We start from the raw sequence: 15769 nt of genomic DNA on the forward strand, positions 1-15769 counted from the left end.
TTGCCTCGTAAAATAAAGGCAAAAGGAGGAATATATGAATCACAGAAAAACTATAAATCACTTCATCAAAAACTTTCTATTTGACCTTTCATCCAAGCTCAGGAAAAAGATAGCGGAAGTTGTCCTCTTATATTCTTCTACCTTCTAGGTAAGGCAGGTATGCTAGGGTTAGGAAGGGAAGATTTGAGAATTGCTTGGATGAGTTATGAACAAGAGGTATTCAGAATACTTTTTCACAAAAAAGTACCAAACTCTTAACTAAACTTCAGGATCCTGAACAATGAATCCGGGGTAAGTATTTATTTATAATTGCTAAAAGTATGGGTTTGTTGAAAGTGGAAAGAGTGGTTTCTGGTTATGGTAAGATTGAAGTGCTAAAGGAAGTGTCAATAGATGTAGACTATGGTGAAATAGTGTGTATTCTTGGTGCAAACGGTGCTGGAAAAACTACTCTAGTTAACACTCTTGCAGGATTAGTTCCTGTAAGAAAAGGTAAGATAATATTCTCTGGAATAGATATAACCAACCTCCCACCTCATAATAGGGTTAGAATGGGATTAGTTCAGGTGCCGGAAGGAAGAAAAGTGTTTCCGAAGCTTACGGTGCTTGAGAATCTGGAAATGGGAGCTTTCTTAATAAGTGATAAAAAGCTAAAAATGGCAACGCTAGAGAATGTATTTTCGCTTTTTCCAATATTGTATGAACGGAGAACACAGAAGGCTGGAACTCTGAGCGGTGGTGAGCAACAAATGCTAGCAATAGGGAGAGCTTTGATGTCTAGACCTAAGCTTATGATGCTGGATGAGCCTTCAATGGGACTAGGAGTTAAGGTAATAAATGCTATATTTAAGGTAATTTCGGAACTGAAGAGAGAGATGTCAATCTTATTGATAGAACAAAATGCAAACAAAGCAATGGAGGTAGCAGATAGAGGGTATGTGATTGAAACTGGCAGAATTGTGCTAAGCGGATCAAAGGAATTACTTAGCTCTTCTGAAGAAGTTAAGAGGGCTTACTTAGGATAGAAAGTTAGAATTAGAATTTTGTATTACTCTCCGAGTTCCTTAGCAAGTTGTTCTATGAGAAATCTTTGCCTAGTGTTAAGCACTCTTGGAAGTTTTACATTTACTTTGCAGTATATATCACCTCTTCTTCCTTTGTCGTCCTCAAGTCCAGCTCCTCTTATTCTCAAAACATCGTTAGGTTGGGTTCCCTCAGGTATTCTTAACTTTATGGACTTAGCGTCAAGGGAAGGTATATCAACTTCTCCTCCTAGCACAGCTTTAGTAAATGGAATGGTTATTTCGCACTTAAGATCAAGCCCTTCTCTTTTATAGAAGTAGTGAGGTTTTTGCTTTATCACTACATACAGGTCTCCCGGACTTCCACCATTTCTACCCGCGTTACCTTCACCTCGCACTCTTACCATCATGCCATCTTCTATTCCTTTAGGAACCTTAAACTCAATTGTCTTCTTCTTATTTACTATTCCACTGCCACCGCAAACTGGGCAATAGTCCTTAATTGTAGTTCCTGCTCCCTTACAAGTTGGACAGGTTGTGGTAAGAGAGAAAAAGCCCTCTCGCATAGTTACTGTTCCACTACCTCTGCAGGTCGGACATACATCGGGTTTTCTTCCTCCTCTTGTTCCTAGTCCATTGCAAGAGTGACACACTTCCTTTTTGTCCAGACTAACGGACTTAGTAGTTCCGAAGTATATATCTTCTAGGGATACCTCCATCTCAACGTAGATATCTTCTCCTTTTTTCGGAGAGGCTTCTTTGGTGGTTCTGGAAGTTCTTCTTGTGGTAGTTCCAAAGAAAGAGTCAAATATGTCCTCAAATATATCCTCAAAGCCGAAGCCTGTGCCAAATCCTCCAAAGTCTCTCCATCTATATCCAGTATCTCCTGCACTAGCATTTCTGTAGGCTGTTGCTCCTTTCAATCCTTCAACACCGTAGAGATCGTATATCTTCCTTTTCTCGTCATCACTTAGGACTTCGTAAGCCTCATTTATCTCCTTGAATCTCTCCTCGGCCTCTTTGTTTCCCGGGTTTCTGTCAGGATGGTATTTTAAGGCAAGCCTTCTGTAGGCTTTCTTTATTTCCTCTTTTGAGGCGTTTCTAGGAACTCCGAGAATTTCATAGTAGTCCTTAGTCATTCTGTTCATGCTCCTACTCCTAAATTTTATAATTTTCGCACTCTAAGAGTCCAGAACTTAAATTTATATAAAAATTTGGAAAAATCAATAATCTGGCGTAAGTGAGGTACCCCGGATTCTGTTTAGTAGGTCATCTGTCTTAAGCATCTACTTGCGTAGATGTTTTTGCCTTTCACCCGTGGCATAGGTGTGGTGTAGCCTGCTGCCACTGCTTAAAGTTGTAACTCTGGGGAAGACCAGCGCTTAACTTCACAGCTAAGCCGGTGGGCTCTTACCCCACCCTTTCACCCTTGCCGGTTTCCCGGCGGTCTAGTTTCTGTGGCCTATCCCTTGGAAAACTGGCTCTTCGCCAGCAGAGACACCACAATTATCCGGAAGTTCCTCTCCATACTGGAGCGACCTACTTGACCTCACCTACGCCATACCTTCTATCATCTCTAAAAGCCCTCTTCCAGCAGGAACCATGGGTAGAACATTCTCTTCCTTCTCAACCCAAACATCTAGGATAAACGGTCCCTTGTGTTCAAGCATGGTGGAAACTGCATTCCTAAGTTCACTAGGTTTTTCAACCCTTATGCCTTTAATGTTGTATGCATCCGCGAGCTTTACAAAGTCAGGTATATACCTGTCCTCAGAGGGAGCGAGGAATACCGATGAGTATCTCTTGCCGTAAAACAATTCCTGCCATTGTCTAACCATACCAAGGTAAAAGTTATTCACTATCACAACCTTAACGTCCAGCCCATATTCAGACACAGAGGCGAGATCCTGCAGACTCATCTGGAAGGATCCATCTCCAACGAAAGCAATTACATTCATATCAGGTCTAGCAACTTTTGCTCCTATAGCTGCAGGAAATCCATACCCCATAGACCCAAGACCACCTGAACAAAGCCATGTTCTAGGATACTTGAATTTGTAATATTGAGCAACCCACATAAGATGTTGTCCAACATCGGAGACTACTATAGCTTTGCCACTTGTCATGTCAGAAACTGTTTCTATAAGATATTGAGGTTTTACAGAAGTCTCACTTTGCTTATACCTAAGAGGGTGCGATTTCTGCCATTCTCTTATCTGGTTAAGCCATTCTTCTGTATCTAACTTATCAACCAATGGAATGAGCTCTTTAAGTACTTCTTTAACATCACCAACTATTGGGACATCAACAGCTATGTTTTTGCTTATAGAAGAAGGGTCTATGTCAATATGAATCTTAACCGAGTTTGGGGCAAATGTTTCAACCTTTCCCGTTACTCTGTCATCAAATCTAGCACCGATTGCAATAAGTACGTCACAATGACTCACAGCATAGTTTGTAGCAACACTGCCGTGCATCCCAAGCATACCAAGGTTGAGAGGATGTTCCGAATCAATAGCTCCTAATGCCATAAGAGTAGTAGCAACAGGTGCATTTAGTTTTTCAGCAAATTCAACGAGTTCTTTTGAGGCATTTGAGTTAATAACTCCTCCCCCACAGTATATTACCGGCTTCTTTGCCTTCTTTATAACCTCAACCGCCTTCTTTATTTGAATAGGATGTCCCTTATATTGCGGTTTGTAACTCCTTATCTCTATATGCTCAGGGTATTCAAACTCTGTTTCCATAACTTGAACGTCTTTTGGGAAGTCAATTACAACAGGACCAGGTCTTCCAGAACTTGCAATGTAGTATGCAGCTTTAACAGTCCATGCAAGGTCTTCAACTCTTTTGACAATCCTATTCCATTTGGTTATTGGTCTTGTAATCCCTGTAATATCAACTTCCTGAAATGCATCACTTCCTATAAGAGAGGTAGCTACCTGTCCGGTTATGACAACAATGGGTACAGAGTCCATGTATGCATTAGCAATCCCAGTAACTGTATTAGTGGCGCCTGGACCACTGGTAACAATCACCGTTCCAGGTTTACCGCTAACTCTAGCAAAGCCGTTTGCTGCAAATGTTGCGTTTTGTTCATGTCTGACAAGATAGATACTTATATCTCTCTCTCTGTATAGTTCGTCAAATGTGGGTAGTATGGCTCCACCAGGGTATCCGAAAATCTTTGATACGCCTTCCTTTTTCAAAGATTCAAGAAGTATTTTGGCACCAGAAAGCTTCATAAAATGTACCTCGTATAGAATTACAGAAATATTATAGAAAATGTTAGAGATAACTAGCAACTGAAGACTACTAGAGTCAAAGATTCCAGTTTCCACTAGGTGAGATTCTAAACTTTTTGCTTACTTACTCTTTAGTTTCTAAAGAGCATTACTAGTCACAAAACTTTGCTTTACGTCAAACCTTTTAGATACTCGTTAAGAGGAATATTTACCCAGTTATGACAGAAACTGCAAGAGAAATAAAAAGAGAAAACTATACTTGATTGTGAATTTTAGACTTCGTTGCAGGTATGTTTATAATTCTGAATAAAGAGGTGGATTATGCAAGATGGAGGCTTGTCATTTCTCATACTCCTTATCTTAATGTTTGTAGTCTTTTACTTTTTGATCATTTTCCCTGAGAATAGGAGAAGGAAAAAACTTATGCGTCAGATAAGCGAGATGAAGGAGGGAGACAGATTTGTTACAGCTGGTGGGATAATAGCAGAATTTGTCTCGAGAGATGAAGACAGGGGTATAATAAAAGCGAGAATATCAAAAGAAACTCTAGTAGAGATTGGCAAGGATTTTATAGTATCAGTTCTTCAGGACAAAGTTGAGGAAAAGAAATAGATTTGTTTATACTTTACCAATCTTAGGAGAGGTGGCCGAGAGGTCTAAGGCAACGGTTTGCTAAACCGTCGTGGTACTGAAAAGTGCCACCGTGGGTTCAAATCCCACCCTCTCCGCAACATGTACTGTAATTACTTTACAAAAAGCTGTTTTACGATCAGTTCTAGTGAAGTTGTTACATGGAGGTTTTAAAACATTTCTGAGCAGGTTTAGATTATCCTTTTCTTCTTTCTAAGGATGGAAATTATCTCCTTGATCTGATCTTTTACTACTAGGTCTCTCTTTACCAGAGATTCAACTCTTTCATAAGCTCTCATAGCAGTGCTGTGAACCTTTCCGAATTTCTCACCTATCTGTGAGAATGTCAAGTTGGTTAGTTTTTTAGCTAAATACATGGCTATCTGCCTTGCAAGAATTAGATCCTCTCTTTTGTTATTGTCAACTAAGCTGTTTTCGTCGGTGTTGTAATACTTTGCTACTGCCTTAACAATGTCATCAATAGTATAGACTATTTCAACAAACTCTTTCCCACTTTGGTCAGTTTCCATCAGATCCTTCAATAGAGTTTTCAGTACATCTATGTTTAGCTTACCCTTTTTAAAATTAATGAATGCAGATATTCTGTTTACAGCAGACTCAAGTGATCTGACATTGCTCTGAATGCTATTGGCGATGAAGTGCTTAAACTTTTCATCTATTTCTATACCTTCTGCTTTTAGTTTCATATCAACTATCTTCAACCTGGTTTCAAATTCAGGTTTCTTTATCTCTACGACTAATCCTCCTTCAAATCTACTGATCATTCTATCACCTATCTCATCAAGTTCTCTGGGAGTCCTATCACTTGTGAATACCATCTGTTTTTTGTCATGAGCTAACTTATTGAAAGTGTGGAAGAGTTCGTCAATTACTTGTTTCATTGAAGCTTTGAAAAACTGAACATCATCTATCAGAAGTATATCTGCTTCTCTATATTTTAACCTAAAGGAGTGGATACTTCTTGAGTTTAGAGAATTGAAAAATTCGCTTGCGAATTGTTCGCTTGTTACATACAAGACTTTCTTAAGTTTTCTTTCTTTAAGGACCTCGTTCGCTATAGCGTGTAAAAGATGTGTTTTGCCTATTCCGACAACTCCATAAATGAAAAGAGGATTGTAATTCCTACCGGGATACCTACTCACATTTAGCGCTGAGTGATAGGCAAGGTCATTACTTGGACCTACTACAAACGAATCAAAAGTATACTTGGGATTTATAACTGATAATGTAGGAGTACTAACATCGTTTTTGACTTTTTCAACTACGATTACGTTGCCATCAACTTTTTCTATCTCCTTCTCTAGCGTCTTTTTAACCCTACTGCTTGAGAATCTTCTAGTGCTTTTTTCTTCCTTAGACTCAAGATTCAAATTAGAGCTAATTTTTTGTTCGTCAACATTTTCTGCTTTCTCATTCTCAATAGTTAACTCAACCTCAACATCATAATACTTAAAAGTGGAAATGATCCTATCAAGGTAGTTCTTCTCTATCCAAATCTTAGTGAATTCGTCCTTAACCAAGATGAAGAATTTCCCACCTCTATAGTGTGGTTTTACTTTTGACAAGACTAATTTGTCAAATTCATTTCCAATGGTAGCTATATTTACGAATTCCTCCCATACCCTCAAAAGAGCGTTCATAGTAGTGCCTTAAGTTGGTAAATATATTTATAAACAATTCCATTTGCCTTTATCAATACTAACTTTGTTGTTTTATTAGATTTATCTAACTCTACATAGGTTTCACGTTTTCTAGATAAAAACAAAGATGGAGAGCAATTTGTTTGAGAGGTAGGTTAAGTTAGTTTTTACAAATTATCAAGAAAAGGAAAGTAAAACTAAGATTAGGAAACACTTTGGTTTTTTGCTACGGAGTCCATAAATTTATTAACCATTTTGTAAACTGTATTCCCCGAACTATAAGCTTTAGAGAGGTTAACAATTTCATCTATAACTATTCTATGAGATACATCACCCAGCAATAGCATCGTTATACCTAGAAGAAGTATTGCTTTGTCTATGGAGGATATTGTTTCAGGGTTTTTGGTGTAGAATTTCGTAAATATACCCTCTATTTCTCTGTATTTTGAGAAGTAAAACTCCAGTATTTTCCTAGAATATTGGAGTATGAATTTTTTGTTTCTATACTCTAGTTCTTCTCCAAGAACTTCCTCAACCCACATAAGCTTTAGGATATCTTCGTTCGGAACACCTAGTAAGTGTTGATATATTCCTTGAAGGGATATTTCTCTAGAGATAGTTTTGTCAAATTTCAGCACGATGTAATTATCAATAAAAATGTTACCTCATTTCATTTTAATTTAACTACATTCAATGAACTTCAAAGTTTAACAATTAGGTGTAGTTTTTTGTTTTTCTCGTAGTCTCTGTCGGAAAACTAGGTAAATGTTCTCTTGATAAGCACCTAATGGCTTGATGCAAGGTGAAGTTTTGTGACTGGTGAAGACTAAAAGGTAAGTAAGAAAAGTTTACGGAAATTTGGAATTTATTGCTACATTGAATTTTTTGTTGAATAATAACGATATATATTTTAGAATAGAAGTGTAAAAGCAAGGAGGTTATTATGGGTCAGGCAAAGAAGAAAAAGAGGTTTAGATATTTTGTGGATAAACCATTTCAGACGAAATTTATCCTAAACTTTGTTGTGCTTGTTTTGATAAGTGCTGTAGTTTCCTTAGGGTTTATACTTTATGTTGATAGTCAGAAGTTTGCAAGAGGTGTGTTATTTGAGGAGCTTGTTAAAGATTTTTACAAAACCACTGATCTATCAATTGAAAGTGTAAGGGTAAGGAACATAGTAAATGGGATTACTACGATTGAGCCTAATCTGAAAAACAGAATTTTATCTGATATAGAGGCTTATATTAGAGGGTTAAACAAAGTTGAGGGTAGTATAAAGGAAGCTATAGAGCTTAGGAAAAAACTTATAGGTAAGATTTCACTTGGTTCTGAGGAGAGTATATTCTACGTAATCAACGAAGCTATCAAGAAGGGGAATTTAAGAACTGGGGGTCTGGATAGTGAGAGGATAAAGAGTGAAGTGGGGATATGGAGGATAAATATTGAGAGAGGTATACAAGAATGTGAATTTGAAGTAGCTACAGAGACTTTAGATAAGGTGCTTTCCATTCTCTCAGACGAGAAGGACATCAATACTGTAATGGGATTTAGGAAAGATTTTGATACTTTTAAGATTACTGTTATGGATGCATATAATTTTCTGACGAATGTTCCGAAGTTTACAGAGGAAGTGGATTTATTGGTAGCGAATTTAAGAGCTAGTGGGATTGATGAATCAGTAGTATCTTCGCTATCAGCGAGTATTTCAAAGATAAAGTTAATTGTTGCAAGTGTCAGAAGTTATAACAGTGTGTTATCCTATGAGACCAGAACATATGGGAAGAAAGCTTACAACTTACTTGACTTATACTGGAAACCTATTTTAGCTTTAAGTGTTCTGCAGATAATCCTAATAGTAGTTTTTGGGTTGTTCTTTTCTCATAAGATTGCTGGTCCTGTTCACAGGATAAAGAAAGAACTGAGGGATATAGCTGAGGGTAGACTACCTGTAACTCATGAGATAAAGTTAAGAAAGAAAGATTTTTTGCTTGATATTGCTAAGGAGGTTAACAATACTTTAAAATCAATAGCAAACAGGTATAACATAAGCTAGGGATGGTAAGTAGGAGTTTAAAAACATGCCTTTGCTTAAGCCTTTCAAATCAACAGGATATAACATCAAAGTAGTCAATGATCTGAACTTAGTTGTTGCTCCTCCTTATGATGTGATAACTCCTGAGCAGAGGGAAGTCTACGCTTCAAAGAGTATTTATAACATAGTTCATCTTACTCTTCCTGAAGGAGAGGGGGATGAGAAGTATAGTAATGCAAGGAAGAGACTTCTCAGTTGGTTGCTTAAGGATGTGGTAGTAACTGATCCCGATCCTGGAATCTTCATATACGAGCAAAAGTTCAGTGTGGGTGGTGTAAACTACAAGAGGAGAGGGGTGGTAGCTCTGCTTAGGGTTGAAGATTATGGAAGTGGTGTATTTAGACATGAGAGGACATTTGGAGGTCCTAAGGAAGATAGAAGGAAGCTGATGGAAGCAGTTCAGGGACAGCTGGAATCTCTGTTCTTCCTATATGCAGACAAGGAGAACAAGGTTAATAGTAAGGTATATGATATGGAGTTTGACTATACTGCCAAGACTGCTATTGATGATGATGGGGTTAAACATACTGTATGGAAGATACCCAATAAACAGCTTGAAGAGTATATCCTTGAGGCAATATCCAATACAAGAATATACATAGCCGATGGACACCATAGATATGAAACAACGCTTCTCTATTCAAAGGAAAGAGGAGGCACAGAAAGTGATCCGTATTCCTATGTTATAGGAACTTTTTTCAATATGTATTCCAAAGATCTCGTGATATTACCAACTCACAGGTTAGTCAAAGTTGAGTCGTTTTCACAGGATAACTTCTTGAAGAAAATTAGCGAATATTTCAAGGTAGCTGTTGTAAATTACTCTGAGCAGATTGCAGATATGGCTATAAATAAACTTAGGTTGGTTATGAATGAAAGAAAGCAGAAACAGATGGTATGTTTTGGTGTTTTTTCAATGTATGATCCAAATAAATTATACCTTATAACTCTGAAGGATGAAATAAAGCAGAGTATTATAGATAAGTATGCAAAAAGTTTAGGTAAGGAGGTTGCCTCTCTTGATGTATCCATATTTACTGAACTTGTGCTTAAGGAAATATTGGGACTCTCGGAACAACAAGTGCTTTCTAAAGCTTATGTTGATTACATTAGGTATGAAAAAGAGGCTATATCTATTGTGAAGAAGGGAGTAAGGGATCTTGCATTTATTCTTAACCCCGTGAGTATTAGTGATGTTATAAAGGTTTCTGAAGCGGGATTAGTTATGCCACAGAAGTCTACTGACTTTTATCCTAAGATAGAGAGTGGGTTATTACTGTATCTTTTTGGCGAGCAGTGACCTCCTGACTGTTTATTTGCTCTAAAATACAAGAAATAGGAGATTGATATGGGATGGGAATTACTAGTAGTAGCTTTAGTTTGTGTTCTCTCTACAGCAGGGATATTTATAACTTTAGATAGATTGAGGTTGACTAAGGCTAAAGAGAAAGCAGACGCGATAATAAAGAGTGCAATTGATGAGAAAGAAAACCTCATAAATCTTGCTTACAAGGAAGCAGAAGATCTTAAGGCGAAGTTTCTCTCTTCAGCTAAAGAAGAAATAAACAAATATAGGGAAGATGTTGAAAAAGATTTAAGAAATATAAGGAAAGACTTGCAGATACTGGAGAGGAGGTTAGCTAGCAAGGAAGAGATTCTTGAGAGGAAAGAATCTTATTTACAGAGAAAGGAGAAGGAAATAGCAATAAAGGAGAAGGAGCTTAGGGATCTAGAAGAAGAGCTACAACGAGTGAGGAATAAGATAAAGGAAGATCTTGAAAGAGTAGCCAATATGAGTGAGGAAGATGCCAGAAACTTGCTTATAGAGAGCATAAGGAAGGATGTAGAGCTAGCTTCCATTGATTTAGTTCACAAAATTGAAAACGAGTATAGGCAGATTGCACTTGAGAAAGCTAGGAAGATTTTAGTTGATTCTATCCAGAGAATAGCATTGGATGTTGTAAATGAGAGTGTAGTATCCACCGTAAACTTGCCGAATGATGAGATGAAAGGCAGGATAATAGGAAGAGAAGGCAGGAATATAAGAGCTTTTGAGACGATAACGGGAGTAGATGTTATAATAGATGATACTCCTAATGCAGTGGTCCTATCTTGTTTTGATCCTGTGAGGAGGGAGATAGCAAGAAGAACCCTTATTAAGCTTGTTGACGATGGGAGAATACATCCTACAATGATAGAGGAAGTTTTCGCAAGAGTTAATAGCGAGTTTGAAAATGAATTATACAAGATAGGTGAGGAGGCATATCTTCAGCTTGGTATTCAACCGATGTCAAATGAAGAGTATAAATATGTTGGAAAGATGAAGTTTAAATACAGTTATTCGCAGAACATCTTGCAACACTCAATAGAGGTAGCACTTATTGCAGCTAGAATAGCTGAAGAGTTGGAAATGGATTCTTCGGTTGTCAAAAGAGCTGGATTACTGCACGATATAGGTAAGGTGTGTAATGATGCAGAAGGTGGGCATGCGAGTGTTGGAGCTAGTTTAGCAAAATCCTGGGGTTATTCGGATAGAATTGTTAACGCTATTGCCTCACATCATGGTGAGGTTGAACCTCTCTTTATTGAATCTAGCTTAATTGCAACTGCCGATGCTATTTCCGCTGCAAGACCAGGTGCTAGAAAAGAAAACATAGAGAACTATCTGAAGAGACTTGAGAATCTTGAGAAAATTGCACTTTCTATTTCCAGTGTTGAGAAAGCTTACGCAATTCAAGCAGGTAGGGAACTTAGAGTATTCGTTGACAGTGCAAAGGTCTCTGACGAAGAAGCAAAGGTTATTGCTAAAGAAATAGCGAAAAAGATATATGACGAGATCTCCTTCCCAGGTCAAATAAAAGTTACTCTTATAAGGGAAACAAGAATTGTAGAAACAGTAAGGTAACAATTATTCTTCCTCTTTCGCCCTAAAGGCAATAGTTGATATATTGAACTTCTCAAATAGATCCAATAGTTCAAACAACGTTTTCGTTTTCCCCTCTTTCCTCATACGCTCTGATATAAGCTTAAAACTATCAGAATGTAAGTATTCGTATACTTTGTTCTCAAGTTCTCTTCTATTGGTTATGTTTACACCATTTCTGATAATAAAATCCATAAGTGAGGCTAAACTCTCTATTTTTTCCTCAGAAGCTTTACTCATAACTTTATCAAGTTCGGAGTTTATATAGTGGTGCAGGGCTTTCTCTAAGTTTGTCATCGGTATCTCTATGTTGTTTTCTCTTAAGACTTTCATGACTTTGGAGAGATACATTATGTCCACTTTTTTACCTTGACTGATACTCTCCGCTTCCTTATCAATAAATTCCTTGAGTAGGTAAGATATCAGAGTTTTTTCTTCTTTCGGTAGCTTTACACCTAGAAGTGAATAACTTTCTATAACCTTAAGATACTCTGTAACATCAAAGTCGGACTTAGCTCTAAGAGATTTGAACTTAGTTTCAAATATCTTGTAGAGTATTTTTTCTCTAACCTCATATTTTACGTCAATGAGCGAATATCCTCCGGAAAACCAGTCCTCAAAGAATTTCTTAATTTTGGGAAATGTCAGTTCTTTTAGAACCTTATTGATGTAGTTTTCTATTCCTTCATGCATATACTCTCTGGTGTATATATGCACCTCACCTGTGGTGAAAGAAACGAATATATAGTAGATGAACTTTTGCTTTTCAAGGAGTATGTTGTTAAACATTTCTGCGATTCCAGAGAAAACTTTAAATCCGTCAATGTCATAAGTTGTAGGTTTTTCAACGAATATAGAATAGTAATAGTAATCTTCCTTTGAGTGGAGTTTCCCGTCGTTTATAAGAAACTTGTAAAGTATGTATTGTGACAAAACTCGCTCAGGAGTGAACTTATACTTTTCTATCCAATTTTCAAATATCCATCTACCGTCGTTGAATTGTCTTATGTTGCTTTTTGCTCTACTTAGAATCTCTAGAAACCTCTCTTTAATTTCGGGTCTTAGATATTCTCTAAGTAAGAAGAAGATGTAAGATGCATATTTCATAACTTGCACTGTTTCTATTCCTGAGATATCAGCAAAGAACCAACCGCAACTTGTATACATAAGCATCTCGCTGTATAGGGCTTCCATAAATTTCATTGTTAGTATCTTCTCTTCGTCGGATAATTCTCTCTTCTTATGCTTGTTTAGAAAATTGTTTGCTATGTTCTTCCACTCATTTGGGGGTAAAGAGGATCTTGCGAAGACTAGGTCAATATAATCATTCCTTGCCTTCCATACATTGTTGATGAGATGTGATAATTTTTCCTCAGCCAGTGCGTAAATCTCATCCCTTAGGTTATCAAAGGCGTTTCTTAGGGGTTCTCTCCACATCTGGTTCCACCCAACCTGTGATCCAGTCGTACATCCGCAGTCTCTATACCATCTATCAACCCCATGAACACAACTCCAAGATGTTCCTAGGCCATTGTTCCCTTTCTTTATGACTACTTCGTATCTGGGCTTTATTATTTCTAGAACATTAGCAAAGTTTGTCAGAATGAAATCTTTCTCAAACTGATTTCTGAATATCAGGGATGAGAGACACATATCTCCAAAAGGTTCGTGATGTCCGTATACCTCACCATCTGTTGCAATTGATAGGAAGAAAACTTCTTTATTTGGGTTTCTGTGAGAAAGTATGGCGTCTCTAAAGCCTTCGGAGCTTCTTAGAAGGTGGTTAAAACTTACCGCGTGAGATAATGGACCGTTGAAAAAGAAAACAGCTATGTCTCCATTAGGTTCTCTGAGAATATAAGGTTCTGAAAAATCAATGTTACCTTTTGATACGTCTATCCACTCTTTCCCATTTATTGGTCTTACTTTTTCGGCTTGAGTTGGTGATAGGACTATAAACTTTATTCCGTATTGTATCAAGAACTGAACCACTACATTATTAACTGCAGTTTCTGGTAGCCACATCCCTTCTGGCTCTCTCTCAAACCTCTTTCTGAAGTCTTTTATTGCCCATTCTATCTGGGTTATCTTGTCTTTGTCTGAGGATAGAGGAAGAATAGTGTGGTTATACGCTTGGGCTATAGCATTGCCATGGTTGTTGTTTCTTTCCCTACTTTTAAAATCTGCTTCTATTATTTTCTCATAGGTCTTCCTATGATACTTTTCCAAATAGCTTAGTAGTGTGGGGCCAAAGTTAAAACTGATGTATTCGTAGTTGTTTATTATTGCTTGTATTCTTCCAAAGTTATCTAAAACTCTGGAGAATGCGTTTGAAGTGTAGCATTCTTCGGTTATTCTCTGGTTCCAGTTATGCCAAGGGTGGGCAGAGTCTTGAAGATCTATTTCCCCGGTAAATGGATCTTCTCTTGGGGGTTGGTAGAAGTGACCATGTATAACTAGATAGAAGTTGGGTTTTTTCATTGTCTTACCTCCTTGGGGATTTAATTATTTATATACTGTTCTTTCAGTAACAAGATACAGCTAGGTTTTTCGTCTAACTCGGTACAAATTTTTAGGATTTCTTGATGGAGATTGTGCTCAGATTGGAAGCAACTTTTGAGGATATATCCGCAAATAACTTTGAGATGTAATTTTCTTCATCCTCAATCACTATGGGTATTCCTCTGTCGCTTAGTTCAGCTATTTTTGGGTCCAAAGGCAGTTCACCAAGTATATCTATTTTTTGACCCTCAGAATAGTCATCTATGTTGACTTTAGGGAATATATGGATCTTTCTACTGCAGTGTGGACATAAGTAGTAGCTCATATTCAGAATTATACCTATTGTAGGAACTCCCATCTTCTCAAACATGTTCACACCTTTTATTGTGTCAATAATTGCCAATAGCTGGGGTGTGGAAACCATAACCATGCCAGATATAGGAATATTTTGAGAAAGTGTTATATGTATATCTCCGGTTCCGGGTGGTAGGTCTAGGACAAGATAATCAATCTCTCCCCATAGAATGTCTTCAAATAATTGTTTTACTGCAACAGTCTGAATTGGCCCTCTCCACATTATTGGAAAGGATCTATCTATGAGTAACCCTGGAGAAAAAACTTTCACACCGTAGATCTCTGGAGGTATTATCTTTAGATCCTTGACTTTAGGTTGTCCAATCAGTCCTAGCATTGTTGGAACATTGGGGCCATGTAGGTCAAGATCCAGTAGTCCAACTCTAGCACCATATTTAGCCAAGGCAATAGATAGGTTCACTGCAACGGTAGTTTTCCCAACACCTCCTTTACAACTGTAGACTGCAATAATGTTTCTAATCTTTTCTATGTTGTCAAGGTTAATGATTCTAGCTCCGCTTGCTCTGTAAATAGGGTTATCGGGAGCTTTCCTTACATCACTTCCAACAATAACATTGATTTTGTATTTTTCTCCAAATTTTTGGTTGAGGATATTCTTTACGTCACTTTCTATTTTGTTCTTTGCAGGACAAGCGGGAGTTGTAAGTATTATTTCACATTCAATTTCGTTCTCTTTAACTTCTATGGTCCTAACCATCCCCATCTCAACTATATCCCTTCCTACCTCTGGATCAGTAACATGCTTTAGCACCTCAATAACCTCATCTCTCGTAACCATAAAGCCTTCCTTTTTTGGATACATCATATTAACAAAATTTGAGATAGTTTTCAAATTTGCATTCTAGGCCTCAATAAATTCCAATTTCACTGAATCGGTAAACAAAACTCTAAGCTTTTTGCTTACTTACTTCCTCTGGTTTTTCGTCTGTTATGACTTCGCTACTTCTCTCTTAGGTGCTTTTAAGAAGAGTATTCGCCCAGTCCCGACAGGGACTGCAAGATAAGAAGAGAGCAATGCTTTGTTTAAATTTTAGACTCTATTGCTTGCTTCTGAAGTTTGGTTAAGAGTTTGGTATTTTTTTGTGAAAAAGTATTCTGAATACCTCGTGTTCATAACTCATCCTAGCAATTCTCAAATCTTCCCTTCCTAACCCTAGCATACCTGCCTTACCTAGAAAGTAGAAGAATATAAGAGGACAACTTCCGCTATCTTTTTCCTGAGCTTGGATGAAAGGTCAAATAGAAAGTTTTTGATGAAGTGATTTATAGTTTTTCTGTGATTCATATATTCCTCCTTTTGCCTTTATTTTACGAGGCAA

General features: G+C 37.4%; 11 protein-coding genes, 1 tRNA gene and 1 other RNA gene. 6 read left to right on the plus strand and 7 right to left on the minus strand.

The genetic code is table 11. From position 1 onward, the window contains the following. Window positions 1-320 precede the first annotated feature (320 nt). Window positions 321-1025 (plus strand): ABC transporter ATP-binding protein, encoded by a 705-nt coding sequence (locus tag ABDH28_05830; GenBank protein ID MEN2998538.1) that lies wholly within the window; start codon window positions 321-323, stop codon window positions 1023-1025. Between the two features lie 23 nt (window positions 1026-1048). Here the strand turns inward: ABDH28_05830 and dnaJ are convergent, their stop codons facing one another. The 3 genes from dnaJ to ilvB form a co-directional block, all read right to left on the minus strand. Then, entirely contained in the window at window positions 1049-2170 is a 1122-nt protein-coding gene (dnaJ, locus tag ABDH28_05835; protein ID MEN2998539.1) for a molecular chaperone DnaJ, read from the minus strand. An 85-nt stretch (window positions 2171-2255) separates the two neighbouring features. Beyond that, an RNA gene (gene rnpB, locus ABDH28_05840) (RNase P RNA component class A) lies at window positions 2256-2578 on the minus strand. Then, entirely contained in the window at window positions 2576-4267 is a 1692-nt protein-coding gene (ilvB, locus tag ABDH28_05845; GenBank protein MEN2998540.1) for a biosynthetic-type acetolactate synthase large subunit, read from the minus strand. Before ilvB ends, rnpB begins: the two co-directional genes overlap by 3 nt. 321 nt (window positions 4268-4588) lie before the next feature. On the opposite strand from ilvB, the gene yajC reads away from it, so the two are divergent. Both yajC and ABDH28_05855 read left to right on the plus strand, forming a co-directional pair. Beyond that, window positions 4589-4879, plus strand: coding sequence for a preprotein translocase subunit YajC (gene yajC, locus ABDH28_05850; protein ID MEN2998541.1), 291 nt, complete (start codon window positions 4589-4591; stop codon window positions 4877-4879). Window positions 4880-4904: 25 nt separating this feature from the next. Continuing rightward, a tRNA-Ser gene (locus tag ABDH28_05855) sits at window positions 4905-4995 on the plus strand. Between the two features lie 93 nt (window positions 4996-5088). Here the strand turns inward: ABDH28_05855 and dnaA are convergent. Both dnaA and ABDH28_05865 read right to left on the minus strand, forming a co-directional pair. Further along, entirely contained in the window at window positions 5089-6558 is a 1470-nt protein-coding gene (gene dnaA, locus ABDH28_05860; GenBank protein MEN2998542.1) for a chromosomal replication initiator protein DnaA, read from the minus strand. Between the two features lie 203 nt (window positions 6559-6761). Then, entirely contained in the window at window positions 6762-7196 is a 435-nt protein-coding gene (locus ABDH28_05865; GenBank protein MEN2998543.1) for a transcription antitermination factor NusB, read from the minus strand. A 305-nt stretch (window positions 7197-7501) separates the two neighbouring features. On the opposite strand from ABDH28_05865, the gene ABDH28_05870 reads away from it, so the two are divergent. From ABDH28_05870 to rny, 3 genes are read left to right on the plus strand one after another with little or no spacing between them, the layout of a single operon-like run. Next, complete coding sequence (locus tag ABDH28_05870) at window positions 7502-8611, plus strand: hypothetical protein (GenBank protein ID MEN2998544.1); 1110 nt, start codon at window positions 7502-7504, stop codon at window positions 8609-8611. A 25-nt stretch (window positions 8612-8636) separates the two neighbouring features. Continuing rightward, on the plus strand, window positions 8637-9950 hold the full coding sequence (locus ABDH28_05875; GenBank protein ID MEN2998545.1) for a DUF1015 domain-containing protein: 1314 nt from the start codon (window positions 8637-8639) through the stop codon (window positions 9948-9950). Window positions 9951-9998: 48 nt separating this feature from the next. Next, on the plus strand, window positions 9999-11555 hold the full coding sequence (gene rny / locus ABDH28_05880; protein ID MEN2998546.1) for a ribonuclease Y: 1557 nt from the start codon (window positions 9999-10001) through the stop codon (window positions 11553-11555). A 3-nt stretch (window positions 11556-11558) separates the two neighbouring features. Here the strand turns inward: rny and ABDH28_05885 are convergent, their stop codons facing one another. Then, window positions 11559-14054 carry a DUF3536 domain-containing protein gene (locus ABDH28_05885; protein MEN2998547.1) on the minus strand — a complete coding sequence of 832 codons (2496 nt, stop codon included), beginning with the start codon at window positions 14052-14054 and terminating at the stop codon, window positions 11559-11561. Window positions 14055-14145: 91 nt separating this feature from the next. Beyond that, window positions 14146-15255: a P-loop NTPase gene (locus ABDH28_05890; GenBank protein MEN2998548.1), complete on the minus strand. Its 1110-nt coding sequence runs from the start codon at window positions 15253-15255 to the stop codon at window positions 14146-14148. Window positions 15256-15769 lie beyond the last annotated feature (514 nt).

This window comes from Brevinematia bacterium, from assembly GCA_039630355.1.
Lineage (GTDB): Bacteria > Spirochaetota > Brevinematia > DTOW01 > DTOW01 > SKYB106.